Annotated in this window: 26 protein-coding genes and 1 tRNA gene; 1 reads left to right on the top strand and 26 read right to left on the bottom strand. The window is 62.7% G+C overall.

What is annotated here, in order from left to right; all coding sequences use genetic code 11:
* Window positions 1–125 precede the first annotated feature (125 nt).
* The 21 genes from GWP04_03820 to der all read right to left on the bottom strand — a co-directional run bounded on the left by GWP04_03820 (window position 126) and on the right by der (window position 20,415).
* Window positions 126–812, bottom strand: coding sequence for a MerR family transcriptional regulator (locus tag GWP04_03820; protein NIA24676.1), 687 nt, complete (start codon window positions 810–812; stop codon window positions 126–128).
* Window positions 805–1,143 (bottom strand): FHA domain-containing protein, encoded by a 339-nt coding sequence (locus GWP04_03815; GenBank protein ID NIA24675.1) that lies wholly within the window; start codon window positions 1,141–1,143, stop codon window positions 805–807. Before GWP04_03815 ends, GWP04_03820 begins: the two co-directional genes overlap by 8 nt.
* 236 nt (window positions 1,144–1,379) lie before the next feature.
* Window positions 1,380–1,766 (bottom strand): glycine cleavage system protein GcvH, encoded by a 387-nt coding sequence (gcvH, locus tag GWP04_03810; GenBank protein ID NIA24674.1) that lies wholly within the window; start codon window positions 1,764–1,766, stop codon window positions 1,380–1,382.
* Between the two features lie 31 nt (window positions 1,767–1,797).
* Entirely contained in the window at window positions 1,798–2,355 is a 558-nt protein-coding gene (locus GWP04_03805; GenBank protein ID NIA24673.1) for a CDP-alcohol phosphatidyltransferase family protein, read from the bottom strand.
* The gene (locus GWP04_03800; GenBank protein NIA24672.1) at window positions 2,328–3,344 is read right to left on the bottom strand and encodes an ATP-binding cassette domain-containing protein; all 1,017 of its coding nucleotides are present in this window, start codon (window positions 3,342–3,344) and stop codon (window positions 2,328–2,330) included. The genes GWP04_03805 and GWP04_03800 overlap by 28 nt, the downstream gene beginning before the upstream one ends.
* Window positions 3,341–4,360 carry an ATP-binding cassette domain-containing protein gene (locus tag GWP04_03795; GenBank protein NIA24671.1) on the bottom strand — a complete coding sequence of 340 codons (1,020 nt, stop codon included), beginning with the start codon at window positions 4,358–4,360 and terminating at the stop codon, window positions 3,341–3,343. The genes GWP04_03800 and GWP04_03795 overlap by 4 nt, the downstream gene beginning before the upstream one ends.
* 4 nt (window positions 4,361–4,364) lie before the next feature.
* Window positions 4,365–5,405 carry an ABC transporter permease subunit gene (locus GWP04_03790; protein ID NIA24670.1) on the bottom strand — a complete coding sequence of 347 codons (1,041 nt, stop codon included), beginning with the start codon at window positions 5,403–5,405 and terminating at the stop codon, window positions 4,365–4,367.
* A gap of 35 nt (window positions 5,406–5,440) precedes the next feature.
* On the bottom strand, window positions 5,441–6,613 hold the full coding sequence (locus GWP04_03785) for an ABC transporter permease subunit (GenBank protein NIA24669.1): 1,173 nt from the start codon (window positions 6,611–6,613) through the stop codon (window positions 5,441–5,443).
* Between the two features lie 101 nt (window positions 6,614–6,714).
* A complete protein-coding gene (locus tag GWP04_03780; GenBank protein NIA24668.1) occupies window positions 6,715–8,733 on the bottom strand; it encodes an ABC transporter substrate-binding protein in 2,019 nt (672 codons plus the stop codon).
* A gap of 160 nt (window positions 8,734–8,893) precedes the next feature.
* Window positions 8,894–10,585, bottom strand: coding sequence for a hypothetical protein (locus tag GWP04_03775; GenBank protein ID NIA24667.1), 1,692 nt, complete (start codon window positions 10,583–10,585; stop codon window positions 8,894–8,896).
* An 8-nt stretch (window positions 10,586–10,593) separates the two neighbouring features.
* Window positions 10,594–11,295: a response regulator gene (locus GWP04_03770; GenBank protein NIA24666.1), complete on the bottom strand. Its 702-nt coding sequence runs from the start codon at window positions 11,293–11,295 to the stop codon at window positions 10,594–10,596.
* Window positions 11,285–11,974, bottom strand: coding sequence for a phosphate signaling complex protein PhoU (phoU, locus tag GWP04_03765; GenBank protein NIA24665.1), 690 nt, complete (start codon window positions 11,972–11,974; stop codon window positions 11,285–11,287). Before phoU ends, GWP04_03770 begins: the two co-directional genes overlap by 11 nt.
* Entirely contained in the window at window positions 11,971–12,831 is an 861-nt protein-coding gene (gene pstB, locus GWP04_03760; protein ID NIA24664.1) for a phosphate ABC transporter ATP-binding protein, read from the bottom strand. The genes phoU and pstB (GWP04_03760) overlap by 4 nt, the downstream gene beginning before the upstream one ends.
* Window positions 12,828–13,601: a phosphate ABC transporter ATP-binding protein gene (pstB, locus tag GWP04_03755; protein ID NIA24663.1), complete on the bottom strand. Its 774-nt coding sequence runs from the start codon at window positions 13,599–13,601 to the stop codon at window positions 12,828–12,830. Before pstB (GWP04_03755) ends, pstB (GWP04_03760) begins: the two co-directional genes overlap by 4 nt.
* Window positions 13,598–14,467, bottom strand: coding sequence for a phosphate ABC transporter permease PstA (pstA, locus tag GWP04_03750; protein NIA24662.1), 870 nt, complete (start codon window positions 14,465–14,467; stop codon window positions 13,598–13,600). The genes pstB (GWP04_03755) and pstA overlap by 4 nt, the downstream gene beginning before the upstream one ends.
* The gene (gene pstC / locus GWP04_03745) at window positions 14,464–15,444 is read right to left on the bottom strand and encodes a phosphate ABC transporter permease subunit PstC (GenBank protein ID NIA24661.1); all 981 of its coding nucleotides are present in this window, start codon (window positions 15,442–15,444) and stop codon (window positions 14,464–14,466) included. The genes pstA and pstC overlap by 4 nt, the downstream gene beginning before the upstream one ends.
* A gap of 82 nt (window positions 15,445–15,526) precedes the next feature.
* Entirely contained in the window at window positions 15,527–16,642 is a 1,116-nt protein-coding gene (pstS, locus tag GWP04_03740) for a phosphate ABC transporter substrate-binding protein PstS (GenBank protein ID NIA24660.1), read from the bottom strand.
* Between the two features lie 285 nt (window positions 16,643–16,927).
* Window positions 16,928–17,002, bottom strand: a tRNA-Pro gene (locus tag GWP04_03735).
* 156 nt (window positions 17,003–17,158) lie between these two features.
* Window positions 17,159–17,596, bottom strand: coding sequence for a nucleotide-binding protein (locus tag GWP04_03730; protein NIA24659.1), 438 nt, complete (start codon window positions 17,594–17,596; stop codon window positions 17,159–17,161).
* 109 nt (window positions 17,597–17,705) lie between these two features.
* Window positions 17,706–19,070, bottom strand: a complete 1,365-nt coding sequence (locus tag GWP04_03725) for a thiolase domain-containing protein (GenBank protein NIA24658.1) — start codon at window positions 19,068–19,070, stop codon at window positions 17,706–17,708.
* Between the two features lie 28 nt (window positions 19,071–19,098).
* Entirely contained in the window at window positions 19,099–20,415 is a 1,317-nt protein-coding gene (gene der / locus GWP04_03720) for a ribosome biogenesis GTPase Der (GenBank protein NIA24657.1), read from the bottom strand.
* A gap of 68 nt (window positions 20,416–20,483) precedes the next feature.
* Here der and ispH point away from each other — a divergent pair, with 68 nt between their 5' ends.
* Window positions 20,484–21,530 carry a 4-hydroxy-3-methylbut-2-enyl diphosphate reductase gene (ispH, locus tag GWP04_03715; GenBank protein ID NIA24656.1) on the top strand — a complete coding sequence of 349 codons (1,047 nt, stop codon included), beginning with the start codon at window positions 20,484–20,486 and terminating at the stop codon, window positions 21,528–21,530.
* Between the two features lie 14 nt (window positions 21,531–21,544).
* Here ispH and GWP04_03710 read toward each other — a convergent pair whose 3' ends face one another.
* The 5 genes from GWP04_03710 to GWP04_03690 all read right to left on the bottom strand — a co-directional run bounded on the left by GWP04_03710 (window position 21,545) and on the right by GWP04_03690 (window position 25,853).
* Window positions 21,545–22,177, bottom strand: a complete 633-nt coding sequence (locus tag GWP04_03710) for a (d)CMP kinase (GenBank protein NIA24655.1) — start codon at window positions 22,175–22,177, stop codon at window positions 21,545–21,547.
* A gap of 359 nt (window positions 22,178–22,536) precedes the next feature.
* Window positions 22,537–23,820, bottom strand: a complete 1,284-nt coding sequence (gene aroA, locus GWP04_03705) for a 3-phosphoshikimate 1-carboxyvinyltransferase (protein ID NIA24654.1) — start codon at window positions 23,818–23,820, stop codon at window positions 22,537–22,539.
* On the bottom strand, window positions 23,817–24,533 hold the full coding sequence (locus tag GWP04_03700) for a pseudouridine synthase (protein NIA24653.1): 717 nt from the start codon (window positions 24,531–24,533) through the stop codon (window positions 23,817–23,819). The genes aroA and GWP04_03700 overlap by 4 nt, the downstream gene beginning before the upstream one ends.
* Window positions 24,530–25,102: an SMC-Scp complex subunit ScpB gene (gene scpB / locus GWP04_03695; protein NIA24652.1), complete on the bottom strand. Its 573-nt coding sequence runs from the start codon at window positions 25,100–25,102 to the stop codon at window positions 24,530–24,532. Before scpB ends, GWP04_03700 begins: the two co-directional genes overlap by 4 nt.
* Window positions 25,089–25,853 carry a segregation/condensation protein A gene (locus tag GWP04_03690; GenBank protein ID NIA24651.1) on the bottom strand — a complete coding sequence of 255 codons (765 nt, stop codon included), beginning with the start codon at window positions 25,851–25,853 and terminating at the stop codon, window positions 25,089–25,091. The genes scpB and GWP04_03690 overlap by 14 nt, the downstream gene beginning before the upstream one ends.
* Between the last annotated feature and the right edge of the window lie 2 nt (window positions 25,854–25,855).

Below are 25,855 nucleotides of genomic sequence, written 5' to 3'. Positions count from 1 at the left end.
GAGAATCGCGGAGCCGGCGCGGGCGCCCGCGCGGTGTCGACGACCGACGCCCGAGCAGCCGCTCGCCGGCGTGTAGAACCAGGAACATGGGAGCTTGTTCGGTGCATGATCTGTGACTCGGGCCCTTAGTCCGCTGCCATGAGGGCGCGAAGTTCCTCTGAGAGAGCAGCGCTTCGGATTCTCGCGATCGCATCTGCGCATCCCGCGAGCATTTCGGCGGCTCGCTGTCTCGCCTCCGGGCTCTTGGCGCGCAGTAGTGCAGCCGTGAGGGCCTCCAACAGCTCGGCATCACGCTCGCTGGAGATGCGCACGGAGCGCAAGTGACGAGCCTCGAGACCGTAGGCGAGCAACCTCTGGGCCTGGGTGGCGATGGCTACCTCTTCCGCCGAGTAACGCTCGGGCTTGCCTTCCTCCGGCCGCACGACCCGGTGGTCGATCAGGTCACCCAGTTGGCGCGATGACAGTCCGGTCACTCGCCGAAGCTCATCGCGATCGACTTCTTGGCTGGCAGATTGGAAGAGCTGCTCCGGCGGTGGACCGGCCGGCGCGGGAACCGGCATCTCTTCGCCCCGTTCCCACATAGTCAACTTCGACTTGATCACTTTCAGAGGAAGGAAGTGATCTCTCTGCTGCTGGAGGATGTAGCGAAGACGCGCCACGTCTTCGTCGGAGAAGGACCGGTAGCCCGAGGCGCTGCGTCTCGGATTGATCAGGCCTCGGCCTTCGAGAAACCGTACCTTCGAGACGGTGAGGTCCGGAAACTCATCCTTGAGAAGGGTGATCACCTCACCGATCGAGGCCCCTTCACTCATTGCCTTTGGCCACTACGAGATGAAACTTCCCGACGATGACCTCATCCCCCGTCTTGAGCGTTGCTCTGTCGACCCGCTCTCCGTTGACATAGGTGCCATTGGTCGAGCCCGAGTCTTCGACGGTGAGGTCGGAGCGGTCGAGAATCAGTCGACAGTGATGGCGAGAAACCGTGATGTCATCGAGGAAGATGTCCGAATCCGGATGGCGGCCGACGGTGGTCGTCCCCTCCTGGAGCACCCATCCCATGCCTGCTCTGGGACCGCGCTTGACGAGGAGGATGTGATCTCCGGAAAGAGTCGCTTTCTCTGCTTCCGGGATGGGCGCGGCCATCTCGGGCACGAAGGTGATCGTCGGCTCGTGCTCGATAGAGATCCCACAGACCGGACACCGGGCCGCATCGTTGGGAATCTCGGCATGACAACTGGGACAGTGCATCATTCGTATCGTAGCCGCCGATCACGGCGCGCTGTGCAATGTTGCGAGAGCGACCCGGCAGCGTCTCGGAGAAAACCGACTCCCGTGTGGAGCTGGAAGCTTCGGTGCGCTCGAAAGGTTGTGAGCAGACGTCAGGTGTGGGCCGTCAACTCCGCATACGCGGCTGCATCCAGCAGAGCATCGGTCTCTCCGGCATCTGTTGGCTCCAGAAGAGCAATCCAGCCCTCGCCGTAAGGATCCGTGTTGATCAGCTCGGGGTGATCGGCGAGTGCCTCGTTGACGGCCACGACGGTACCCGAAATCGGAGCGAAGACATCCGACACCGATTTGGTGGACTCGACCTCGCAGAACGGGTCACCCTTGGCGTAGACGGTTCCCACTTCGGGGAGTTCCACATACACAACGTCGCCGAGAGCGTCCTGAGCGAAGTCGCTGATGCCGATGCGGACCGTTCCGTCCGATTCCTGGAGTGTCCACTCGTGGTCCTCTGTGTAGCGCCTGTCTTGTGCAACCTGCATTCGGCTCGGCCTCCTGTTCCTTCACGGCAGTTTACAGCGCCCTTCGTGCATCTCCGACGTAGAGGACGGCCACCCACCAGTACAGAATCAGCCCGACCACCCCGAAGCTCCATGCAATCCCGAGGAACAGGCCTGGGAGAAACTCACCGTGGGAGACGTAGAAGGCGGGAATCGCTCCGTAGAGAATAAACGTGGCAAGTTTTCCGAGTCGACGAACATCGATCCTCTTTCCGCTCCCTGCGAGGACCAGCGCTCCCACACCGACGAGTATCTCTCGCACCGCAATCCCGATGCCGAGAAGGAGGGGAATCACACCGACGAACATCCCGCCGACGACTGCGGTAACGATGGCGAGTCGGTCGGCAAGTGGGTCCAGCACCTTGCCGAGTTCACTCACCTGGTTCAGACGTCTGGCGAGGTAGCCGTCGATCCAGTCGGTCCAACCGATCAGAAGGAGCAGCCATCCAGCCGCAGCCGGTTCGCTTCGACCGAATGCGAGCCACGCGAAGATGCCGACTCCGACCAGGCGTAGTGCCGAGATCAGGTTTGGGATGGTGAGAATCAGAGTGACTGCTCCACGACATAGCACGCGACGAAGTGCTCAGGGCTGGTCTCGACGAGTTCGGGATGCGGATTGGTGCGGCAATGTTCCGTGGCCCACCGGCAACGTTCGATGAACCGGCAGACGGGAGGCGGATCGATCGCCTTGGTGATGCCGCCTTCGATTTCGAGTTCTGGCCGTTGGTAGCTGGGGTCGGGAACGGGAACCGCGGAGAGAAGCGCTTTCGTATAGGGATGGCGCGGATTTGCGAGCAGCTCTTCGGTCTTGGCGAGTTCGACGATCTTGCCGAGGTACATCACCGCGATCCGGTCGCACATGTAGCGTGCAACGGCAAGGTCATGGGTGATGTAGAGGTAGGAGACTCCGAACTCTTCGGCGAGGCGGAGCATGATGTCCATGATGGAGATCCGGATGCTCACGTCGAGCATCGATGTCGGTTCATCGGCCACCACGAATGCAGGGTCGATCACGAGGGCGCGAGCGATGGCGACCCGCTGCCGCTGACCACCGGAGAGTTCGTGCGGATACCGGAACAAGAACGTGCTCGCCGGTGCCAGGCCGACCATCTCGAGCAGTTCGGCAACACGATGCTCCCGCTCGAGGAGAGTGCCGATGGCCTGTACTTGGAGCGGTTCTGCGATCGTGTCGAAGATCGTGCGCCGGGGATTCATGGACTCGTAGGGATCCTGGAAGATCATCTGCACTCTGCGGCGGAACCGTTTCATGCCATCCCTGCCGATATCGGAGACGTTGAGCATCTCCTCTCCGTCTCGCAGCAAGATGTCCCCGCCCGTGGGGGTCTCGAGTCGGGCGAGGATGCGCCCGGTCGTCGTCTTTCCGGAGCCGGACTCCCCCACCAGACCGAGACTTTCACCGCGCGGGATCTGGAAGCTGATGTCATCGACCGCGTGGATGAACTGTGTCGCTTTTCGGAAGAGACCACGCCCCACCGGGAAGAGCTTCTTGAGGTGCTCGACCTTGATGAGGGGCTGCTCCGTCTGTTGCTTCACCGTCATGCCTCCAGCCTCCCGAGTTCTGGGACTTCCTCCGAGTGCCAACAGGCGACACGGTGTCCTTGCGAGACCTCGTCGAAGGGAGGCTCCTCGGTCGTACAAAGCTCCGTTGCCCACGGGCACCGGGGGTGGAAGCGGCAGCCCGTCGGAGGGTTGATGAGATCAGGCGGCTCGCCTTCGAGAGGAGCGAGCTTGCGCTTGGGACCTTTGACACTCGGTGTCGATGCGAGCAGGAGGTAGGTGTATGGATGTCGGGGCCGGGGGAACACCTCATCGGTGTCGCCGAGCTCCACCAGTTTTCCCGCGTACATGACTCCGATGCGGTCACTGACCTCCGCGATGACGGCGACATCGTGGGAGATATAGATGATGGCCATCCCGAGTGCCTGTTGCACATGCTTGAGCTCGGTGAGGATCTGGTCCTGGACGATGACGTCGAGTGCGGTCGTGGGCTCGTCGGCAATGATGATCTTGGGCTCACACGACAGCGCCATGGCGATGATCGCCCGCTGACGCATGCCACCGGAGAACTCATGTGGGTACCGGTCCATCATTGCGGGCGTCAGCCCCACGAGTTCGAAGAGTTCGGCGATGCGCTCGCGCCCCTCGTCCTCCATCATCTCGGGGAAGTGCTGCTCCATCGCCTCCCAGATCTGATCGCCGATCTTGTACACGGGATTCCAGGCGTTCATGGCTCCCTGAAAGACCATCGAAATGTCACTCCAGCGGTGGCGGCGCATCTCCTCGTCGGAGATATGCGCTACGTCCGTACCGGCGAGGATGACGCGACCATCGACGATTTCTGCGTTGTCGGCAAGCAGCCGAATCAGCGTCATGGCCACCGACGTCTTCCCGCATCCGGACTCGCCCACCAAGCCCAAGGCTTCACCTTGCGCGAGCGAGAAGCTGACGTCGTCCACCGCCCTGACCACGCCTGCCTTGACGGTGTAGTGCATGGTGAGGTGGTCGACCTCGAGCACCAATCGTGCCCCGATACGCGCCTCTTGGTGCAAACTCATCTCCCTACCGTCTCCTCAGCCTTGGGTTGATGATCTCGTCCATCGCTCTTCCGACCAGGTAGAAAGAACCGGCCAGCAGTGTCACCGACAGTCCCGCGGGGAACAGCAGCCACCAGTAGCTGGCGCTCGACAGAAGATATCCCTGAGAGTTTGCCGTGTAGATCATGATTCCCCAGCTCATGTTGATGTTCATCAATCCGAGGAACGACAGCGTCGCCTCGATGGAGATGGCATCCGTGACCGAGAACATCATGTAGAGGAAGCTGAGGGGCAGAACGTTGGGAATGATGTGGCGGAAGATCAGATGCATCCGACCGCCTCCGGCAACGCGGGCGGCGTCGATGAATGGTTTTACCGATACCGACAGCGCCTGGGACTTGAGGATGATGGCTGTGCCTCCAAAACCTGACAGGACCCCAATCAACACCGCAAGGTGGAGCAATTCGAAGTGGATGAGCGCCGACAGCACGATCAGGATCGGGAGGAACGGTACGAGGATGATCAGGTCGGCGAGCCTCATGAACAGGGTGTCGACTATCCCGCCAAAGAAGGCAGACACCGCGCCGACAGTCGTGGCGATTCCTACGGTGACGAGTGCAGCGACGATGCCAAGCATGAACGCAGCGCGTGTACTGAACATGAGCTGAGAGAGCACGTCACGGCCTAACGGGTCCGTACCCAACCAGTGTGCGCGCGACGGGGGCGCCGGCTGCAGCGTGATATCCATCGTGTCACCCACTTTCAGAAGCGGGTTGATGAGGCGAGCGCTGAAGAGATCAATCTCCGTACTCGTGTCGGTGACCTCGTTGTCAGGAACGATCACTTTCTCCTGAAGGGGAGCGTCGTAGCCGATGACAGGGTCGTAGACGCCAGGATCCCAGACGTACTTCATCAGGAGGGGATGAGAAAGCGCAGCGAGTCCGTAGATGACGATGATCGAGAGACCGACCAGCCCGATGCGATTCTCGACGAAGGAAGACCAGCCGCTGCGGAATCCGCGCCAGGCAAGCCGAACGCGCACGCGCCACAACGGCTCCTGGATCAGGGGTCGGGTCTCAGGAGCCCTCAGGTGATCGGTCACTATCGCCCCCCCACTCGAATTCGCGGATCGAGGAACATGTACAAGATGTCGACCACCATGTGAGCGATTAGTGCCAGAATCGCGATGAACGTGAACGCTCCGATAACGAGCGGGATGTCTTCCGTCAGCGCCGCGGTCAGCAGCGTGCGTCCCATACCGGGCCAGGAGAACACTGTTTCGGTGATGACGCCTCCACCGATGAGAAATGCAAGTCCGATCACGAGAGAGGTCGTTACCGGGAGCAGGGCGTTTCTGGCAGCGTGCTTATCCCGAATCACCCGCGAGGGCAGACCTTTCGCCCTGGCCGTCAGGATGTAGTCCTCACGCAGTGTCTCGAGCATCGAAGCTCTGGTCAGCAGCATCGTGCCGCCGAATCCGATGAGCGAAAGGGTGATCGTGGGCAGAATCAGGTGGTCGCCGATATCCAACGCGTACGGCAGCATTTCGCCCCACACGGTCATCCACCAGACGACCGTCGTACCGATGAAGACGACTCTGGCGGCCCAGATCAGACGCCTTCCGACGATCCGGTTGTGCATCTTCCTTCCGATCATCTCCGTTATGAGCAGCGCCATTCCGAGCAGAGCGACGGTCACCAGCATCCTGTTGAAGACATTGTTGGCATCGAACGTATCCGGCTTGTCCAGCCACTTCTCGACCGTGAGGAACTTGCCGCCCGGGAAGAGCTTGAGGTCGAACGAGAACGTTCGGATCATCAAGAGTGCGAACCATGGGTAGAAGACGGTCTGAAAGAACACACCCGTGATCGTTATCAAGTTCTCTCCCCTCTTGCCCCTTCGCCAGGCGAGGATCTTCCCGGATTTGAACCCCATCCAGAACGAAAGGAGCGTGGCGAAGACGAAGAGTGCGACGGTACGGGGGATGCGTTCCTTGAGGATGTCCGAGACTTCACGCGGGTATTCGGAGAAGGAGACACCGAGGTTACCGGTCACGAAGTTGTGCATGTAACGGACGTATTGATCCCACGTTGAGCCGGTGAGACCGAGACGCTCTGCGTACAGCTGGCGCGCCTCCGGTGGAATCTTCGGATTGGAGAGGAACTGGTCGCTGATATCACCGGGCTGTGCTTGCAGGAGGAAGAAGGTTGCAGTGAGGAAGACGAAGAACACAATCACGTTCTGGACTGTGCGCTTGCCGACGTATTTCAGCAACCTTTACCTCCTCACCTGCCGTGCGCGGCTGTGGGAGCATAACACTCACAAGGAGGGGAGGGCTCTCGCCCTCCCCTCCAGCAGTATCGGTTGTCGGTTGCTCAGTCGCTCATCTGCACGGCTGCCGGCATACCGTTCAGGTTCGCCAATCCGTCCAACACGTCGGTGAAGGGGAAGATCAGCTTGCTGTTGTAGGCCTCGAGCACCGGCGTGGTGAAGAGGACCAGATACGGAAGATCCTGAACGATCTTGGCATCCATCTTCTGCACCGCGTCCTTGGCAGACGGGATATCCGTCGCTGCCAGGAACTCCTTCGCGAGTGCGTCGAAGTCCGGGTCGTTGTAGCCGGGGGTGTTGAAGCCACCGTTCGCCGAGTCCTGCCACGAGGCGAAGAACGCTTCGTGGAAGTCCGGGAGCGCAGGGTTCCCGAGACCCCAACCGAGGATGTACATGTCCCAATCCTTGGCGGCGTCACCTTCGGCGAAGACCTTGTTGACGATCACGTTGAAGCCGGTGGCATTCGCCTTGACGGGAATACCCAACCAACCGGCCCACTGTGCGATCCAGATCGAGGCCGTCGACCGCAGCGGGTCGTAGCCGGGTCCGGGAGCCAGCAACTCGAGTTCCGGAACGGCGTTGCCGTCAGGATCCGTGAGCCCGGTACCGGTACCAGGAAGCAGGTTGCCTGCGGTGCCCTCGTCCCATGCGGGTTCGACATCCCAGGTGAAACCGGCATCCTTGAGGTACTGGATGGCCTGATTGAAGCGCTCTTGCTCGCCGAGACCCTTGCAGATCTGCTCCACGTTGGGGTTCGCCCACGCGGTGTTACCTTCCGGAACGAGGCTGTACGCAGGAATGATCGCTCCGCCCAGCAGGGTCTGGAGGAACTCTTTCTGCGTCAGACAGCCGATCGCCTGGCGGAAGCCCTTGTATTTCATTGGCGCCTTGCGCAAGTTGAACGCCAGGTAGCGGAACCCGTTGGACGGGTTCGCAATCAGGCTCAACTCGGGTGAGTTCAGAACTTCGTTCTTCAACCCGGTGTTGAGTCCGATTGGGTTCAACATGAAGTCGATCTCACCGCTCTTGAGGGCCAGGATGGCCGCGTTCTGATCGGAGTAGATCGAATAGATGGCGTCCTTGGCGAACGGCCCCTCGCTGTACTGAAGGGTGATGTCGCCTGTGCCGGAGCCGTCGTACATCTCATCGAAGCCCCTCTCAGCATTGGTCTGCTGGAAGGTGCCGTCGCTGTAGAACGTGTACTGCGTACCGGCGTAGTAGGCGTCAGGGTTGGCGACGTTCTTGGCGAACGCGCCGGGCTCCCGGCTGTCGTAGATGAACGCTCCTGCGGAGGGCTCGCCCTCACCAGAAGCGGCGTACAGCGTCGTCGACGGATCGTCCGATGCTGCAGCCTCATCCACGACCGACTGCCAGAAGTGCTGCGGCAGAATCGGCATCAGGCCGATACCCATTTGCCACACGGCGAGGCCTGGCTCGCTCGAGAACGTGATCTGAACGGTGTAGTCGTTGATTGCCTCGACAGTCTTGATGCCGTCGGCGGACTCGTCCACGTCCGTGGTCGCCGGGTCATCCGGGGAATACAGCGAAAGTGAACCGGCCCAGTTGCCGCCCAACTTGAAGTCGGGACCTGCGGTGTTGAACGTGAAGGCCACGTCGTTCGCGGTTACCGGCACTCCGTCAGACCACATGTAGCCCTGGCGCAGTTCCTGCGTCACGACCCAGTCGTCACCAACCTGCTCAGCGTTGTTCGGTTGTGCGGTCGCCAGGTCCGGCACGAGCTGCCAGGACGGCGCCGCCAGGGTGAACAACCCTGGATGCTGGTTTCCGAGGACATATGCATTCCAGACCGAAGCCTCCGGGTCCATATAGGCCCAGAAGTTGTCAGTCGTCAGGTCCTCGAAAACACCGAGTTTGTACGTAAAGCCCGTCGCACCCGGCGCCGCTGCCGTGGTCGTCGTCGCAGCCGTGCCGGCTGTCGTCGTCGTCGCAGCCGCCGTGGTGCTGGTGGACTCTGTGGTGGTTCCCTGGCCGCAGGCTGTCGCGACGAGCGCAAGCAGCGCAACGACCGCGATCCACGTCCAGAGTCTCCGTGAGTTTCTCACAGTGCAACCCTCCGTAGGTCTTCCCATTCCTTGCGCGTTCACCGTCGAATCCGCCCGAAGACAGCTAGCCGACGGGAACGTAACAGAGGTTAGCCCTCGTGCGGCCCCGCGCCAACAGCCTCCGGCCAGGATCTGCCAGGCGGCGCCGCACCTGGATTGTTCACGATTCGAGCGGTATCACGATCTGAAACACCGATCCTTCCGCGAGGATGCTCTCGGCCTGGACGCGTCCGCCGTGTTCTTCGGCCACGTGTTTGACGATGGCAAGGCCGAGGCCTGTTCCTCCGGTTCGACGGGAGCGGCCTTCATCGACGCGGTAGAAGCGCTCGAAGACCCGCGGCAGGTCGGCACTGGGTATCCCGACCCCGTCGTCTGCCACCTCAACGACGGCAGCGCGATCATCTGTGTACACCTTGACCCAGATATGACCTCCTTCAGGGGTGTATCGCACAGCATTTGCCAAGAGGTTCCGGACTGCCAGGGTGAGGTCGGCGCGTTCTCCACACACAATGGCCGGTTCGGTCTGCACCGATATATTGACCGACACCACCCCGAGTCGAGCGACCTCGTCCTGGACGAGCTCGCTGAGTGAGAGGGGCACTCGTACCGGTTCCTGCATCTCCAGCCGTGACAGATCAAGAAGGTCACCCACGATGCGCGACAGTCGAAAGGCGTCGTCGCAGACTCGTTGGGCGAAGAGACGGGCAGCCTCCGGGTCATCGTCGAGCGCGGTAAGAATCGTTTCTGCACCCGCCTGGATAGCTGTTGCCGGGGTCTTCAGCTCATGTGACGCGGCGGAAACGAAATCCCGCCGCAGCGCCTCCACTCGTCTTGCCTCGGTCACATCGGTCAGGGTCAGCAGGACGAGCCCGCTCCGCTCGAGCCACACGGCCGCTGCGGCGATGGACCGCGCCGGATAACCCGCTTCATAATCGGCAGCCGCTCGCTCCTCGTCGGCGCCGGCGGGCGAGATCATCTCTCGGAGAACGGCGGGATGGAGTTCCTGCACTCTGGCTGCCTCGTTTCCGATGAGCGTACGGGCCGGCGGGTTGGCGTAGGCGATGTCGTCACCATCGATGAGCACCACCCCGATGTCCAATGCGGAAAGTACGAGGTCCCGCACCTTCTGCTCCCTTTGGATGTCGGAGATACGAGCGTCGATCTCGGTAGCCATTTGTGCGACTGCTTCGCCAAGATGGTCCAACTCTGCAATACCGCTCCTGGGTATCTCGGTTTCGGCTACACCCTGTGAGATATCTGCCACCGACCGCGCCAAGTCCTCCAAGGGACGCATGGAGTGTCGACCGATGAGCCATACGCCAATGAGGCCGACGGCCGCGGCAATGAGACCCCAGACCAGAAGGATGACCCGGAGCGAAGCAAGCCGCTGTTGTGTCTCGGTCTCAGGAAGTGCCACTCTGACGACGACGCCATCGCGTACCGGGAGTGCCACATATCGGAAGGCGATGCCGACAGTGGCGCTCGTTCGCGACGCCACCCCCACTCTCCCCCCGAGGGCATCAACCACCTCTGGCCGCGTGCTGTGGTTCTCCATCGTTGTCGGATCGGAAGCCGAGTCGGCGAGCACACTTCCGTCTGGGGCGATGACCGTGATCCGCATGCCGAGGTCGTCGCCCAGTGCCTCGGCCGCAGCCTGAAGATCGGCCTCTTCGGCGGGCAATGCTTGCTGAACCGCTCGTCCTTGGGCAGTGAGTGAGTCGGTGAGTTGGTCGAGGAGAAACGATCGAAGTGTCTGGTCGAGTGCCAGACCGAGGCCGGCGAGGACGACCAGCAGCGTGAGCGCGTACCACGTGACGAGTCGACGCCGGAACGAAGGCGACCGCCTAGGCATGGCGGCTTCTACGCGTTCTCATCGACGAACTTATAGCCGAGACCGCGCACCGTGACGATCTGGGTCGGACGGGAAGGATCCCGCTCGATCTTGTCACGTACTCGCTTGATGTGCACGTCGAGTGTCTTCATGTCTCCGTAGAACGTGTATCCCCAGACTTCGTCCAAGAGGATGGCCCGGGTCACGAGCTTGCCTTTTCGGCGGAGGAGAGCTTCGAGCAGGTCGAACTCCTTGGGTCGAAATGGCACGAGTTCTGCGTCCACACGAACCTCGTGACGATCTGCGTCGAGCCGCACCCGACCGCCGAGCAAGATAACGGGCTCTTGATCGCTCGTATAGATGTCGGCTCGGCGAAGCACCGCCCGGATACGCGAGAGAAGCTCGCGCATCGAGAACGGCTTGGTTACATAATCGTCGGCACCCAGCTCCAGCCCTGTGACTTTGTCGGCCTCGCTGTCTTTGGCCGTCACGATGATCACCGGAACAGTGGAGTCGATCCGGAGCTCCCGGAGCACATCCAACCCGGACAGACCGGGCAGCATCAGGTCGAGCACCACGAGCGCAGGGCTGAATGCCTCGTGCTGTCGCAGAACCTCGCTTCCGTCGGCTACGACTTTGACCGAGAAGCCCTCCCTCTCGAGGTTATAGCGGATCGACTCGGCGAGGGTCTCGTCATCTTCGACGACGAGGACCCGACTCTCAGTCGGCATGGAAAACGATTGGCATGTTGTCCGAGAACTCTTGGAACTCGCCGGTCTGCAGGAAAGCGACTTGCTCGCCGATGTCTACTGCTCGGTCGCCGACGCGTTCTAGGGCCCGCGATACGATGATCATGTGCACCGCCCATTCGAGCAACTCGGGGTCGGGGCCGCACTTCACGACGGCCTTGTGCATGTTGCGATCCAGCCGGTCGACGGGATCGTCCATCACGGGCAGGCGGAATGCCAGCTCCAGATCACGCTTGACCAGGGCCTCGATCGCCACGTTCAGCATGGGGATGACGATGTCACCCATTTCCTGGAGATGTAGCAGGATGGTGTTGCTGCGTGGCAGCCCGTGGGTGGCTCTTGCGATCTTGGCGATGTTGACGGCCTGGTCCCCGATCCTCTCGATGCTGTGATTTGTCTGCAACATGAGTGTCATCCGCCGCAGGTCGGTGGCGACGGGAGTTTGCAGCGCCATGAGTTCGGTCCACCGCTGTTCGATCTCGAGGTAGATCCGATCGATCTCCCTGTCGCCGGCAATGACTTCTTCCGCAATTCGCGTATCGGCATTGGCGATGGAGACCATGGCTTTCTCGATCTGCGAGGTAGCGAGCTTGGCCATCTCCACGAGCGTTGTTTCCAACGCCTCCAACTCGGTGTGGAATTGGGTGCGGAACCTGGTCATCCAAAACGCCCGGTGATGTAGTCCTCGGTGGCCTTTTCCGCGGGATTCGTAAAGATCTTGCTCGTCTCGTCGTACTCTACTACGTGGCCGATGTGCTGGCCGGTCTCGCCGACGTCGACGGTGAAGAAGGCCGTGCGATCGGAGATTCGGGCGGCTTGCTGCATGTTGTGGGTCACGATGACGATGGTGTAGTCCTCCTTGAGCTCGAGCATGAGCTCCTCGATGCGGAGCGTCGCGATGGGGTCCAGTGCCGAGCACGGTTCGTCCATGAGGATCACCGCGGGCTGAACCGCGATGGCACGGGCGATGCAGAGGCGTTGCTGCTGACCTCCGGAGAGCGCCAGCGCCGACTGGTCGAGGCGGCCGCGTACGTCGTCCCAGAGCGCGGTGCGACGTAGCGACGCTTCGACGATGTCGTCGGGATGCCGCTCACCGTGAAGGCGCGGGCCGTAGGCGACATTGTCATAGATCGACATCGGGAACGGGTTCGGCTTCTGGAACACCATGCCGATGCGTCGGCGGACCTCGACGGCGTCGATGGCGTCGTCGTAGAGGTCGCGGCCCTCGAAGAGGATCCTCCCGGCCACCGAGACGCCGGCGATGCTGTCGTTCATGCGGTTGAAGCTACGCAGCATGGTCGACTTCCCACACCCCGAGGGACCGATGATCGCGGTGATCTCGCGAGGAGCAATCTCGAACGACACATCGCGTAGTGCCTGGTGCTCGCCATACCACAGCGAGAAGTTCTCGGCGCGATAGACGGGGGCGACGCGATCGGCCAAAGCTCCTCGATTCTCCCCGACTTCGTGCCGGCTCGACGTGTCAGGGGGGGTGATTCGCGCGGCGTTGCCGATCATCCGAACTTCCCCGAGATATACCGCTCTGTGCGTTCGTCGGCCGGAGTCGTGAAGATCTGGCTCGTTTCGCCGAACTCGATGAGACGGCCGGGGTCTGCGGCCTTCTCGATCACGAGGAACCCGGTGAAGTCGGACACTCGGGCCGCCTGTTCCATGTTGTGGGTCACGATGACGATGGTGTAGTCCTCCTTGAGCTCCCGCATCAGGTCCTCGATGCGGAGCGTCGCGATGGGGTCGAGTGCCGAGCACGGTTCGTCCATGAGGATCACCGCGGGTTGAACGGCGATCGTCCGGGCGATGCAGAGGCGCTGTTGCTGACCTCCGGAGAGTGATGCTCCCGGGGCGTGGAGCTTATGCTCGACCTCCTTCCAAAGGTGGGCGGAACGCAGCGCCCATTCGACCCGGTCGTCGAACTCGTCACGCGTGTACCCGCCGTCGAGCCGGAGACCGGCGGCGACATTGTCGAAGATGCTCAGTGTTGGAAAAGGGTTGGGTCGCTGGAACACCATGCCGATGACACGGCGCACCTCGGCGGGTGACACCGAAGGGCCGTACAGGTCCTCGCGGTCAAGGGTGATCTCGCCTTCGATGCGTGCCCCCGGGACGAACTCGTGCATCCGGTTCAGAGAACGCAGAAGGGTCGACTTTCCGCAACCGGAAGGCCCGATGAGGGCGGTGATCACCCCAGGTTGGAGGGTGAGGTCGACATCGGCGATGGCGCGAAAGTCGCCGTAGTACGCACTGACATCGCGGAGTTGGAGGGTCTTCATTGGCCAAGCCCCCGGTCATGTCGGGAGGCGGTGACGGTGAAGACGAGGACGATGGCGAGGAGTTCGGCGGCCGCAGCGAAGGCGCGTTGCTGTCCCGCAGCGAACGGGTTGCGGGCCCCGTCGTAGATGAAGAGCGGAAGCGCAGAGATCGGGATGGTCCAGCCGAACACGAGCTGGACCGATCCGAGCGCGGTCATGATCAGGGGCGCGGTCTCCCCGGCGGCGCGAGCGACGGCGAGCATCACCCCCGTAGTGATCCCGCGACGCGCTGCAGGGAGCACGACCTTCATGATCGTGTACGCCCGGGTGGCTCCCAATGCCGCGCTGGCGTCCCGCAGACTCGGAGGGACGAGCCGGAGGATCTCTTCGGTCGAGCGGATGATGATGGGCAGCATGATGAGAGCGAGGGCCATCCCTCCGGCCATGGCCGAGAACCCGAGCGACGTGGGAACGATGAGAAGGGTGTAGATGAAGAGCCCGACGAAGACCGAGGGCACGCCCGTCATGACATCGGCAAAGAAGCGGACGACGGCTGCGAACCGGCCGGAGCCGTACTCGTTGAGGTAGATGGCGGCGGCGATACCGAGCGGGACGGCGAGCAGGGAGGCAAGCCCGACCATGTAGAGGGTGCCGACGAGAGCGTTGAGTGCACCGCCACCGTGCTGGACATAGCTGAGGGGCTGGGAGCTGGTGAGGAACTCCCAGCTCATCGCCCCCAGGCCGCGCACGATGAGGAAGTACGCAATGAGGGCAAGGGGGATGAGCGACACCCCGACCGCGGCGTACATGGCGGTGAGCGCCAGACGGTCGGCGAGCCGACGGCGAGCCGAGAGGGGCCTGCCCAGTGATACGGGTGCCGTGGTCATAGATCCGCCGACACGAGGGTGCCTCCGGTGCGCGCCACGACGATGCGCGCCAGCACGTTCACGACGATGGTGATGAAGAAGAGGACGACGCCGATGCCGAGGAGAGCGCTGATCTGCGCCGCGTCGGCCTCCTGGAACTGGTTGGCGATGACCGCTGCCATCGTGTAGCCGGGTTGGACGACAGAGAGGTGGATGCCCACCTGAGATCCGATGAGCAGCGCGGCGGCAATGGTCTCGCCGAGGGCCCTGCCAAGACCCAGCATGACCGCACCGACGATGCCCGGGCGGGAACGCGGCAGGATCGCGAGGCGGATCATCTCCCAGCGCGTTGCTCCGAGTGCCAGGGCCGCCTCCTTCTCTCCCGCAGGGACGGTGGCGAAGACTTCTCGGCAGATGGCGCTGATGATGGGCACGATCATGATCGAGAGGACGAGTCCGGTCGAGAGGTAGGAGAGGCCGAAGACGGGACCCTCGAAGATGCCGGTCCAGCCCAGGTATCGGGCGAGAAGATCGGAGATCGGCTTCACCACGTAGGGGACGAAGACGAAGATGCCCCAGAGCGCGTAGACGACCGAAGGGATGGCGGCGAGGAGGTCGATGAGGTACGACACCGGGCCTGCGACCTTCGGGCCGGCGACCTCCGAGATGTAGAGGGCGATGAGCACGCTGATGGGGACACCGACGAGGACGCCGATGAGTGCGGTGACGACCGTGCCGTATATGAAGGGGAAGGCTCCGAAAATGGCCTTGTTCGGCACCCAGCGCATCCCGAGGAGGAACCCGACGATGCCTTGGGATCGCCATACGGGGAGCGATGCGATGGTGGTCGACACGATCATGATGGCGAGGAGGAGCAGCACGACGGCCGCCGCCGCCAGTGTGGCGCGCCGGAAGACGCGATCGCCACGGCGTCGGGGACGATCGACGATCGGCCGGCGAGGCTGCTGCCCCCTGGGTTCGCCGATGGTCTTGGTCATGGACTCCTCCGTGGTCTGCGCCGCGTGAACCGGGCCGCACGGATACGGGTTCGTGCGGCCCGGTTCAAGGTTGTCGGTTTGGTCAGCCTTTACCGATCTTGTCGACGAAGGCGAGCGCCTTCTCCTGGAGCGAGTCGGGGATGGGCGCATAGTCGAGAGCCTTGGCCGCATCGTCACCCTGGGTGAGGGCCCAGGTCAGCCATGACTGGAGGAGCTGTGCCTCTTCCTGGGGCATGTTGCCGTAGGCGAGTATCCAGGTGGCGGTGGCAATGGGCCAGCCTTGGGGTGCCGGCGTATCGGCCAGGGTGAAGCGAAGGTCGTCGGGGAAGGCGACGCCGTCGGCGGCCGCTGCGGTGGATGCGAGATTCGGCTCAACGACGTTGCCGGACTGGTTGACCATGGAGGTGACCTGGAGACCGGTCTGGGTGGCGTATGCCAACTCGACGTAACCGAGAGATCCTTCGGTATTGGAGATCGCAGCGGCGACTCCGTCATTGCCCTTGCCGCCGACTCCGACAGGCCATTCGACGTCCTTGCCGTACCCCACGGTGTCGTGCCACTGCGGGTTGCAGATGTCGAGGTAGAGGGTGAAGGCGTTGGTGGTTCCGGATCCATCAGAGCGATGGACGATCTGGATACTTTCGTCAGGGAGCGTCGCCTGCGGGTTGAGGGCGGTGATGGCGGGGTCGTTCCACTGGGTGATCGTGCCGAGGAAGACGCCGGCCAGACTGTCACAGTCGAGCGTGAGACCGTCGAGACCAGGCAGGTTGTAGGCAGGTACGACCGCGCCGAAGACGGTGGGGATGTGGTAGACGGTCCCGTTCTGCGATGCCTCGGCCAGCTCATCGTCGGTGAGGAAGGCGTCGGTCCCGGCAAAGTCGACGGTCTGTTGGATGAAGTTCTGGACTCCGCCGCCAGAGCCGATCGCCTGGTAGTTGACGCGGACGTCCGGGAATTCCTTCTGGTAGGCGCCGATCCACTCCAGGTAGATGGGGGCGGGGAAGGTTGCGCCGGCGCCGTTCAAGGTACCCGCCAGGGCCGGAGCGGCGGTCGTGGTCGCGTCCCCTGCGGGGGCCGGAGCGGCAGCCGACGACCCCGACGAGGTCGAGCATGCCGCTGCGACGAGCGTCACAGCTGCGATGAGGGTTGCGATGCGGAACCTGTGCCACATCTTCGCTCCCCGTTGACTATCGGACATTGTTCCTCCTCGTCGATGCGGTGCGCCGCGATGTGCCGCGATGCGACCGGGTCAGTTCTGTCTGCGAGGACGTTAGGGATCGCTGGTGACCCCACCATGGCCGGAAGTTGAACGGGAGGTGAACCTTCACGTGGCGGGATTCAGCGTGGCCCGCGGCGGTTCCACGGTCGTCGACACACCCTTGTGGCGACGGCCCTAGGCCAAGGTGAGCACTCGATGGTCATGCCGATGCGGCCGGATGAGTGAACGCGCGGATACCCCTGCTCTCAGAGGGGTATCCGGCGGTCGGGCTGGCCGGATTTGAACCGGCGACCTCTTGACCCCCAGTCAAGCGCGCTAACCAAGCTGCGCCACAGCCCGAAGGTCAGCATCATACCTGCCCTGCCGATGGCCTGGTACACCGACGAGACCATTCGTTGGACGATTCAGCAGGTGAGATACACCACGGTCAAGCCGATGATGGTTCACGAATCAAACGGCCGGGGAGGACGATTGCCCTCCCCGGCAGGGGTTGTATCAGGCCGGAACGAAATAGACGTCGGTCGGCTTCAATTTCGAGTTGCGCAGAAAGCGGGGCTTGACCTCCATGTCGATCCAGTCGAGTGAGACGGCGTCGGGATCGACTCCCATCAGCCTCGTCAAGAACAGTGTGTCCACGCCTTCATATTGGATCAACGCGAGCACGTATGGAGTCTCGGGAAGGAACTCTTCGGATCCGAAGTAGCAGACGGTGACTGCGTGCACCGAGGCCTTCCGGTCCGTGATATCGATCCACTCCGTCTCTTCACCCGTGTACATGTCGTGGCCCCGCGGTGTCGCGTACGTGTAGCCGGTCTCGGCATCACGGCTTGCCAGCAGCTTCTTGTTCGTCGCTCCGGCGAACCAGGGGCTGTCCTGACCGTACGAGTGCAGATACGTGATCGAGTATCCCTGCTCGATCTGAATGGGCGCCATCTTCTTGAGGAACGCCAGCGCGTCCGCATCGGTCTGGACAGGGAAGGGGATTCCGTGAACGGTATAGCCACCGAGGGTCTCCGGGCGGCGTTCGGGCAGCTTCGCCATGTCAGTCCTCCCTTTCGAGAATGCTCACCGTCACGTAGGTACCCGTTCCGGCGTGCGAGTGAATCGCACCCTTCTTGGCGTCCTGCACTTGGAGGGTCGCGTCCTTGAAATGCTCGTTGATCGTGCCCTGGAGTTGCCACATCGAGAAGACCGCCTGCATGAGTCCCGTCGCGCCGACGGGGTGACCGCAGGCAATCAGGCCTCCAGACGGGTTGACCGGCATCACCGGATCATCGGGCAGATCCAAGCCGTAGTCGATTCCGGGGAGGAACGCTTTGCCGGATGCCGCGAATGGGCCTCCTTCTCCATACCGGCAGAGGCCGAGGTCTTCATACGTCTGTATCTCCGACGACGTGTACGCGTCGTGCAACTCGACAAAGTCCAGATCTTCGAGCGGGTTGCTGATGCCTGCTCGCTTGTACGCCATGTTGCCGGCACTACGGCCGGCCCTGAACGAGTGGACCCCCGGATAGCGCGTGCCGTGATCCCACAGCTCTTTGTAGTAGGAGCGGGTGTCGTCCGAACCCTTCTCCTGCTCCGTTGCGTACTCTCGCATGAACGTGTCGTAATCGACATGCGGACGATCCGACATCCGCATCGCGTCGGTACCGCGGCCGATGCCGGCCACTTTGACGAGGGGGCGCCGTACCCGGCCACCCGCCTCCTCGATCTTTGCGAGTCCCTCCTCTGAAACGAGGATCGTCACCGCCGCCCCGTCGGACATCACACAGATGTCGAGACGGGTGAGGGGCCATGCAACCATAGGAGCGTTGCGCACGTCCTCGATCGTGTACTTGTTCCGCTTCTGGGCGTACGGGTTGAAGTACGCGTTGCGATGATTCTTGACCGACACGGCCGCCATCTGTTCCGGAGTCGTGCCGAACTCCTTCATGTGGCGTGACACCATCATGGCGTAGTACCCGGAGTAGAACCCGCCCACCGGGTAATCCCACGAGACGTCGGAGGCGAGTGCGATGAACTCGTTTCCCTTCCATGTCTCGACGTGGCTCATCGTCTCGAAGCCGTAGGCGACGCAGATGTCCATGTCGCCCGAAGCGACGGTTTTCCATGCTTCCTGAAAGCACAGTCCTCCCGTCGCTCCGCCGCCTTCCACGCGGTGACTGGGCTTGGGGAGGAGCCCCAGATAGTCCTGGGCCATGATCCCCGCCATGAGCTGACGAGTGAAGTGGTCGGAGAAATAGGAGGCAACTGATCCATCTGCCAGGGCGATGAACGTACGGAAGTCGAGCCCGAGGTCGGTGATGGCGTCGTCATACGCCTCTTTGATCACCGCCTGGAACGTCTTGTCCGGACGTGCCTTGGCGAACTTGGATACACCGCCTGAGATTGCGTAGACCGTGCGCATCGGTGTCCTTTCTTGTGTTCGGGGCATCCTACCTTGATCGACCTTGGCGGCGTCTCGCGAAGATCTTGATCGGGGTCCCCTCGAATCCGAACTCGTCGCGGAGACGGTTCTCGAGATAGCGCAGGTAGTCGTCACCTGGTTGGTCGCCCGAGACGAAGAGGATGATCGTCGGAGGAGAGGTCCCTGCTTGGACGGCGTAGAGGATTCGCGGCCGGCGCCCTTTCCTGACCGGAGGCGGGTGGCTCGCCTGCCACCCCCTGATGAGCCGGTTCAGTGTTCCGGTCGGAATGCGAAACTCTCTCGACTCGAGCACCCGATCAACGGCAGGAGCGAGGCGATGTAGGCGCGCTCCGGTGAGCGCCGACACGCGTAGCAGTGGTGCCCATCCCACGAATTGGAGACGGTCGGCGACATCGCGCGTCACCATTTCGCGTTGTTCGAGGTCGGCCGCATCCCACTTGTTCAGCAGAACGATCAGACCTGCGCCGGACTCGGCTGCCGCCTGAGCGATCCGTTGGTCCTGCTGAGCGACACCATCGACGGTGTCGATGAGCAGAAGGGCGACATCGGCTTCGGCAAGCGCCCCTTTGGCACGAAGAACCGAGTAGAAATCAGCAGGGTCCTTCACCTTTGGAGTACGTCGGATGCCGGCGGTGTCCACCACTTTGAAGGGTCGCTCCCCCAGTTCGATCATCGCGTCGATGGGATCCCGTGTCGTTCCCGGCACGGGAGACACGAGGACTCGTTCTTGTCCGACGAGACGGTTCAGCAGTGTCGACTTACCCACGTTCGGGCGCCCGATGATCGCGAGGGTCTGAACGTCTTTGACCGTCTGTCCCACACCTTCGGGGAGTCCGGCCACGACACGATCCAGAAGATCCCCCACCCCGCGACCGTGCAGGGCGCTGATCGGCATCGGTTCGCCGAGCCCGAGCTGCCACAACTCCGCCGTGTCGAAATCCTGGCGGGGACTATCGACCTTGTTGGCGACGACGATCACCTCATTGGGGGCGCCGCGCAGCAGCGACGCGACTTCTGCATCATCGGAGGAAATCCCCGCAGTGGCGTCGAGGACGAGCAAGACGACGTCTGCCGCTCCGAGCGCAGCCTCCGCCTGGGCGGAGATCGCGGCAACGAGTTCCTCGCTCGGATTGAGCTCCCATCCGCCGGTATCGACGAGGAGGAACTCTCGTCCGGCCCATTCGGCCCGAAACTCTCTGCGATCCCTGGTGACGCCGGGTTCTTCTTGCACGACGGCCATGCGCCGACCGAGGATTCGGTTGACGAGGCTGGATTTTCCGACGTTCGGGCGCCCCACGACGGCGACCACGGGCATACGACTCACTGGCCCTCCTTGGTCCGGCAAGGATAGGCTTGGCGCCGGTTCTTCAGGCACATCGTTACCATCGGTCCATGGTCGATCAGGTACTCCTCGCCGAGCCACGCGGTTTCTGCGCCGGTGTGGAGATGGCCATCAAAGCGCTCATGTGGATGATCCGCGTCTTTGATCCCCCCGTCTACTGCTACCACGAAATCGTGCACAATGAGTGGGTTGTCAGAGCGTTCGAAGACGTCGGTGTGGTCTTCGTCGACGATATCGCCGAAGTCCCTCATGGTGCTCCGCTCATGCTGTCCGCACACGGATCAGCCCCGGAAGTCGTGCAGGCGGCTCAGGCGTGGGCGGGTGTTGTGATCGACGCCGTATGTCCGCTGGTGACCAAGGTGCACCATGAGGTCAGGCGCATGGCCGAACGAGGGTTCGACATCATCTATGTGGGTCACGAAGGACACGATGAAGCCATCGGTACCGTCGCCGAGGCACCAGACGCGATCACGCTCGTCGAACCGGAAGAAGGGCTCGATGCCTTTGCGCCGGCCGATGAGTCCCGTGTCGCTCTGCTCGCACAAACCACCCTCGGAATGCACGAGTGGGAAGCCGTGCTGGAGGCCGCATCGGCTCGTTTCGCCGGGCTCCGCACCGCCCGGCGCAGCGACCTCTGCTATGCGACGACGAATCGTCAGGAGGCAGTCAAGGATCTCGCCAAGCGCACAGACCTGATCCTGGTCGTCGGATCTGAAACATCGTCGAATACCAGGGCGCTCGTCAGAGTCGCCCGACGAGCCGGGACGCCGGCGCACAGGGTGGACTCGGCGGGGCAGATCGAGGATCGCTGGTTGGAGGGGGTCGGCGTCGTTGGAGTCACGGCGGGCGCTTCGGCGCCAGATCACCTCGTGCGCGAAGTGATCGACAGAATCGCGCCGCGCAACGGATATCAAGTGGCGCGTGTCACCGACGAAGACGAGTACTTTCCACTTCCGCGTCAGTTGCGTGGCTTCCTCACCGCTCTCCAATTCGCGGTGGAAGGAGGGTTCTGTGTCCGCAGCCCTGGCGAGACAGGACCACTCCAGAAGGATCGAACATGGACGGCGACGGAGGCGCTGGTCGCGCTGAACTCCTGAAGCCCGACCTTTCGTCAGAGCAGAGTCAGGATATGCTCGACGACGTCGGGCACGGTCACGTCCGAGGTGTCGAGCGTGACTGCGTCTTCTGCCGGGCTCAGCGGTGACACGGCGCGAGAAGAGTCCAGGTGGTCGCGCCGCGCGAGGTCCTGTTTCACGTTCTCTACTCCGGGGGAGTCGAGTTCATGGGCCCGCCGTGAGGCTCTGATCTCTGGGCGTGCAACGAGGAAGATCTTCAGTTCCGCGTGGGGGAACACTACGGTCCCGATATCCCGTCCCTCGACGACAGCCCGGTTACCATGCTCCTCCACCCAGCGCCGTTGGCGTTCCACCATTGCCCTACGCACGGCCGGCTCTGCACTGACCACCGACACGAACGCATTGACGGCTTCTGAACGGATTGCCTCGCAGACGTCTTCCCCATCGAGATACATGTGCCCGTCCTCGTACCGCAGATCGATGCGCTCCGCGAGAGCGGCCAGGTCCGATGGAGCGGAGAGTCCCGCCCGAAGTGCCGCGAGAGTAACCGCTCGATAGAACGCACCGGTATCCAGATGTGCCACTCCGAGAGCCTTGGCGAGAGCGCGGCTCACCGTGGTCTTACCGGATCCTCCCGGCCCGTCGATCGCTATCACGAGGTGCTCCATGGCGCAGCAACCCTAGTGCGTTGACTCGCGGCGTCGGTGGTGGCACCGCACTCCCCCTCTGTCTGGCGCCGGCCCCCTCCCGGCCGTTTCCTCCCCCAGCGAGGGCCGTTTCCTCCCCCAGGAGGCCGCAAGGCCGACGTTGGGGGAGGTGTCCTCGGGGCTTTGGCCGAGGACGGAGGGGGTCTTGGCGAGCGTTGGGGGAGGTGTCCTCGGGGCTTTGGCCGAGGGCGGAGGGGGTCTTGGCGAGCGTTGGGGGAGGTGTCCTCGGGGCTTTGGCCGAGGACGGAGGGGGTCTTGGAAAGTCCTGCCGAGGACGGAGGGGGTCTTGGGAGGTGTCGCCGGCGAGCGACGTACCGGTATCACTCGGCAGATTCCCGGGGGTCTGGGCGTGCCCAGCTCGAACCACAGATCCGATTCATGTCCTCATAGAAGCCGGGCCACGTCTTGCCCACACAGTCGCTGTCCTCAACGCGGATCCCCTTCCTGCCGAGCCCGGCGACAGAGAACACCATGGCCATGCGATGATCTGCATGTGGATCGATGGTCGCTTCACGAGGATCGCCGGCAGTGATGGAGAGACCGGCGGCCTCGACCTCGACCGTGGCCCCCATCGCCGTCAGCCCTTGGGCGAGTCCGGCAGTACGGTCGCTCTCCTTGGCTGCGAGCGTATCCAGACCGCGAATCCTCGAGGTTCCGTCGGCAAACGCTGCTGCGATCGCCACGGCGAGAGCTCCGTCCGGTGCACTACCCATGTCGGCGTCCACCGCGCGTAGGCGTTCGGGACCGTCTACGCGGACACCCGTCCTGCTCCACTCGACACGGCAACCCATCTCCTGGAACATGTCGAACACTCGCAAGTCTGCCTGGGAAGGGGCTCGCTGCAATCCCCTGATCACGACTCTGCCCCTGGTGATGGCCGCGGCCAGCGCGGGGTATACGGCAGACGCCGCGTCGGGAGGAATCGACATCTCTGCCGCCCCATAGGTGGCTCGGTCCGAGACGGTGAGACCACGATCGGACAGCTCGACGGTCACGCCGAAGGTCGCCATGACCTCCACGGTCATCTCGACGAAAGGTCTCGACACGAGTTCACCCCACCGAATCGATAGACCGCCCTCGATCACGGGTCCGATCAAGGCCAGTGCCGAGACGAACTGGCTCGAAGCCGAGGCATCGACCTCGACGCTGCCGGCCACGAGGCTGCCTCCTCCGACAAGGAGGGGCAGGTGTTCACCTTCAATCTGGGCGCCCATCTTGCGAAGCGCATCGACGAGAGGCCCGAGAGGCCGTTCCTGCAGCCGCTTCACACCGTTCACGACGGCCTTCTGCTCACCGAGACAGGCGACCGCCGTCAGGAATCGTGCGGTCGTGCCGGAAGCCAACGCATTGACGACCGCTCCGGGCCTGCCGATTCTCCCGCCCCTGCCGGTGACCAACAGCTGGTCGTCATGCCGGCGGATGCTCACACCGAGACTGCGCAAACCGTCGATCATGGCTTGCGTGTCGTCGCAGACTGGGACCCCGCGAAGGGAACTCACTCCGTCGGCCAGAGCGGCCGCCACCAGGGCCCGGTTCGTGATGCTTCGAGACCCCGGCACGGTCATCTCTCCCCGGGCTGTGGTCGGTGTGATACGGCGTCTCATGGGGCTGCTGCCGCGTAGAGGCTTCGCACTTCATCGAGGGTCAATGGCCGGAACGACCCGGGTCGAAGCGTACGATCTCGCAGCGGCCCTATGGCTGTCCGAATGAGCCTCAAGACGGGCAGGCCGACATCGGCGCACATCCGACGCACCTCACGCTTGCGTCCTTCCCCCATCACGATCTCGATGAGAGCTTGTCCCTTCGAACGATCGATCACCCGCGCCGAGAGCGCGGCCGCAGACCCGTCCTCCAGATCGACACCTTCTCGAAGGATGCGGAGTTGACGGGCGGTCGGGTTCGCATCGACGAGCACCATGTACGTCTTGGCAACCTCGAACTTCGGGTGCATCAGCAGGTGAGCCAGATCTCCATCGTTGGTGAGGATGAGTAGCCCCTCGGATTCCACATCCAGCCGTCCCACCGGATACAACCTCGTTTCGCTGCCGACGATATCGACAACGGTGCGGCGGCCCTGCGGGTCGCGTACCGTACTGACGACTCCGGGCGGCTTGTTCAGCAGGTAGTAGACGAGGCCTGGTGCCACGGGGAGTGGAACTCCATCGATCATGACGGATGCGTGCTCAGGGTCGATCTTCTGTCCCAGATGAGCGGGAGCACCGTCGACCGAAACTCTCCCTTGTTTGATGAGTTCCTCCGCACCACGGCGCGAGGTGAACCCTGAGTGAGCGATGAGTTTCTGGAGGCGCTCGTTCACAGGTCCGTACGAAAGGTTTCCTCGAGCGATTCGACGACCCGCGAAGGCGGGACGTGATCGGCGAGCGGGGGAAGATCGTTGAGTGAGCCGATGCCAAGTTTCTCGAGGAAGAGGGCTGATGTGCCGTACACGGCCGGGTTGCCGGGCACGGAGAGGCGCTCGAGTTCTTCGATCAGGCCTCGCCGTTCGAGCGTGCGAACCGCCGACCCGGAGTCGACACCACGAATCTCTGCGATCTGTCCGCGTGATACGGGCTGTTTGTAGGCGACGATCGAAAGAACTTCGAGCGCAGCGGGAGAGAGGCGGGTCGCGGTCGCCGTGGTTGCATAGCGGTCCAGGTAGGCTCGCACGCCGCTCCTGGCATATAGGCGCCAACCGCCTCCGACGGTGCGCACGATCAGACCTGATCCCCTGTCATCCAGTTCGGTAGCGAGTTTCTCGAGCTCAGATTGCACACGTTCGGTGCTCATCTCCAATACCTCGGCCAACTCCGCGATAGGCACGGGCTCCTCGGCAACGAACAGGATCGCTTCCAGGACCGAGACCGCTGTCGTCTCACTCCCATTCACTGACGACCTCCTCCGTCGACTTCGTCTCGGTCGCCTTGACGTGAATCTCCGACAACCACCCGGCCTGGCTTGCCTCCACGACTCCCCAGCGGGCCAACTCCAGCAATGCGAGGAAGTAGGCGACGACCTCCACCGTTCGCTCTGCATGTGCAACGAGATCGGAGAAGTCCGCTTCGGCAGCTGCGACGACTCGGCTTCTCAGATCAGCCATCGCCTCGCCCACCGACGGGAGATCGAGGTCGAAGTGATCGAGGTCAGGTCCGATCTCCGTAGCCTCGAGCAAACGTTCGGCAAGAGCGGCAAGTCCTTCGGCGTTGATGGTGAGCACTGTCTCCGGTGGCTTCTGCAGCGGCGAGAAGTCCATGCCACCGGATCGAGCGACATATCGGCCGGCCTCTTCGAGGCGGTACGCGATCACCGCGGCGACGTCTCTGAACGTTACGCACGCGAGCAGGCGCGAGAGAAGCCGGTCTCGCTCCTCCATGAGTTCGAGCTCCTCATCCAGTTCCACGCCATCGTCCGTGGGAAGCAGGCGGCGTGCCTTGAGCTGGATCAACGTCGAGGCGATCAGGACAAACTCACTCGTGACGTCCATGTCGAGTTGCCCGAGCGTCTGCAATGTCTTCAGATACTCGTCGACCAGATCGACCAGGCTCACCGCCGTGATCTCCACCTGGCGTCTCGTGATCAGTTGCAGGAGCAGATCGAGTGGCCCTTCGAACACGGGGGTTTTGACTTCATAGGTCTTCACGG

It is taken from the genome of Gammaproteobacteria bacterium (assembly GCA_011682695.1).
Taxonomy (GTDB): domain Bacteria; phylum Actinomycetota; class Acidimicrobiia; order Spongiisociales; family UBA4744; genus BMS3Bbin01.
The sequence above is the reverse complement of the archived record's forward strand: the minus strand, read 5'-3'. Positions and strand labels throughout refer to the sequence as shown.

Bases quoted from the DNA above. Each gene is read 5' to 3' on its own strand.
- GWP04_03820 (NIA24676.1), bottom strand. From the start codon at position 812: ATGAGTGAAGGGGCCTCGATCGGTGAGGTGATCACCCTTCTCAAGGAT.
- GWP04_03815 (NIA24675.1), bottom strand. From the start codon at position 1,143: ATGGCCGCGCCCATCCCGGAAGCAGAGAAAGCGACTCTTTCCGGAGAT.
- gcvH (NIA24674.1), bottom strand. From the start codon at position 1,766: ATGCAGGTTGCACAAGACAGGCGCTACACAGAGGACCACGAGTGGACA.
- GWP04_03800 (NIA24672.1), bottom strand. From the start codon at position 3,344: ATGACGGTGAAGCAACAGACGGAGCAGCCCCTCATCAAGGTCGAGCAC.
- GWP04_03795 (NIA24671.1), bottom strand. From the start codon at position 4,360: ATGAGTTTGCACCAAGAGGCGCGTATCGGGGCACGATTGGTGCTCGAG.
- GWP04_03775 (NIA24667.1), bottom strand. From the start codon at position 10,585: ATGCCTAGGCGGTCGCCTTCGTTCCGGCGTCGACTCGTCACGTGGTAC.
- GWP04_03770 (NIA24666.1), bottom strand. From the start codon at position 11,295: ATGCCGACTGAGAGTCGGGTCCTCGTCGTCGAAGATGACGAGACCCTC.
- phoU (NIA24665.1), bottom strand. From the start codon at position 11,974: ATGACCAGGTTCCGCACCCAATTCCACACCGAGTTGGAGGCGTTGGAA.
- pstB (NIA24664.1), bottom strand. From the start codon at position 12,831: ATGATCGGCAACGCCGCGCGAATCACCCCCCCTGACACGTCGAGCCGG.
- pstB (NIA24663.1), bottom strand. From the start codon at position 13,601: ATGAAGACCCTCCAACTCCGCGATGTCAGTGCGTACTACGGCGACTTT.
- pstA (NIA24662.1), bottom strand. From the start codon at position 14,467: ATGACCACGGCACCCGTATCACTGGGCAGGCCCCTCTCGGCTCGCCGT.
- pstC (NIA24661.1), bottom strand. From the start codon at position 15,444: ATGACCAAGACCATCGGCGAACCCAGGGGGCAGCAGCCTCGCCGGCCG.
- pstS (NIA24660.1), bottom strand. From the start codon at position 16,642: ATGTCCGATAGTCAACGGGGAGCGAAGATGTGGCACAGGTTCCGCATC.
- GWP04_03730 (NIA24659.1), bottom strand. From the start codon at position 17,596: ATGGCGCCCATTCAGATCGAGCAGGGATACTCGATCACGTATCTGCAC.
- GWP04_03725 (NIA24658.1), bottom strand. From the start codon at position 19,070: ATGCGCACGGTCTACGCAATCTCAGGCGGTGTATCCAAGTTCGCCAAG.
- ispH (NIA24656.1), top strand. From the start codon at position 20,484: ATGGTCGATCAGGTACTCCTCGCCGAGCCACGCGGTTTCTGCGCCGGT.
- GWP04_03710 (NIA24655.1), bottom strand. From the start codon at position 22,177: ATGGAGCACCTCGTGATAGCGATCGACGGGCCGGGAGGATCCGGTAAG.
- aroA (NIA24654.1), bottom strand. From the start codon at position 23,820: ATGAGACGCCGTATCACACCGACCACAGCCCGGGGAGAGATGACCGTG.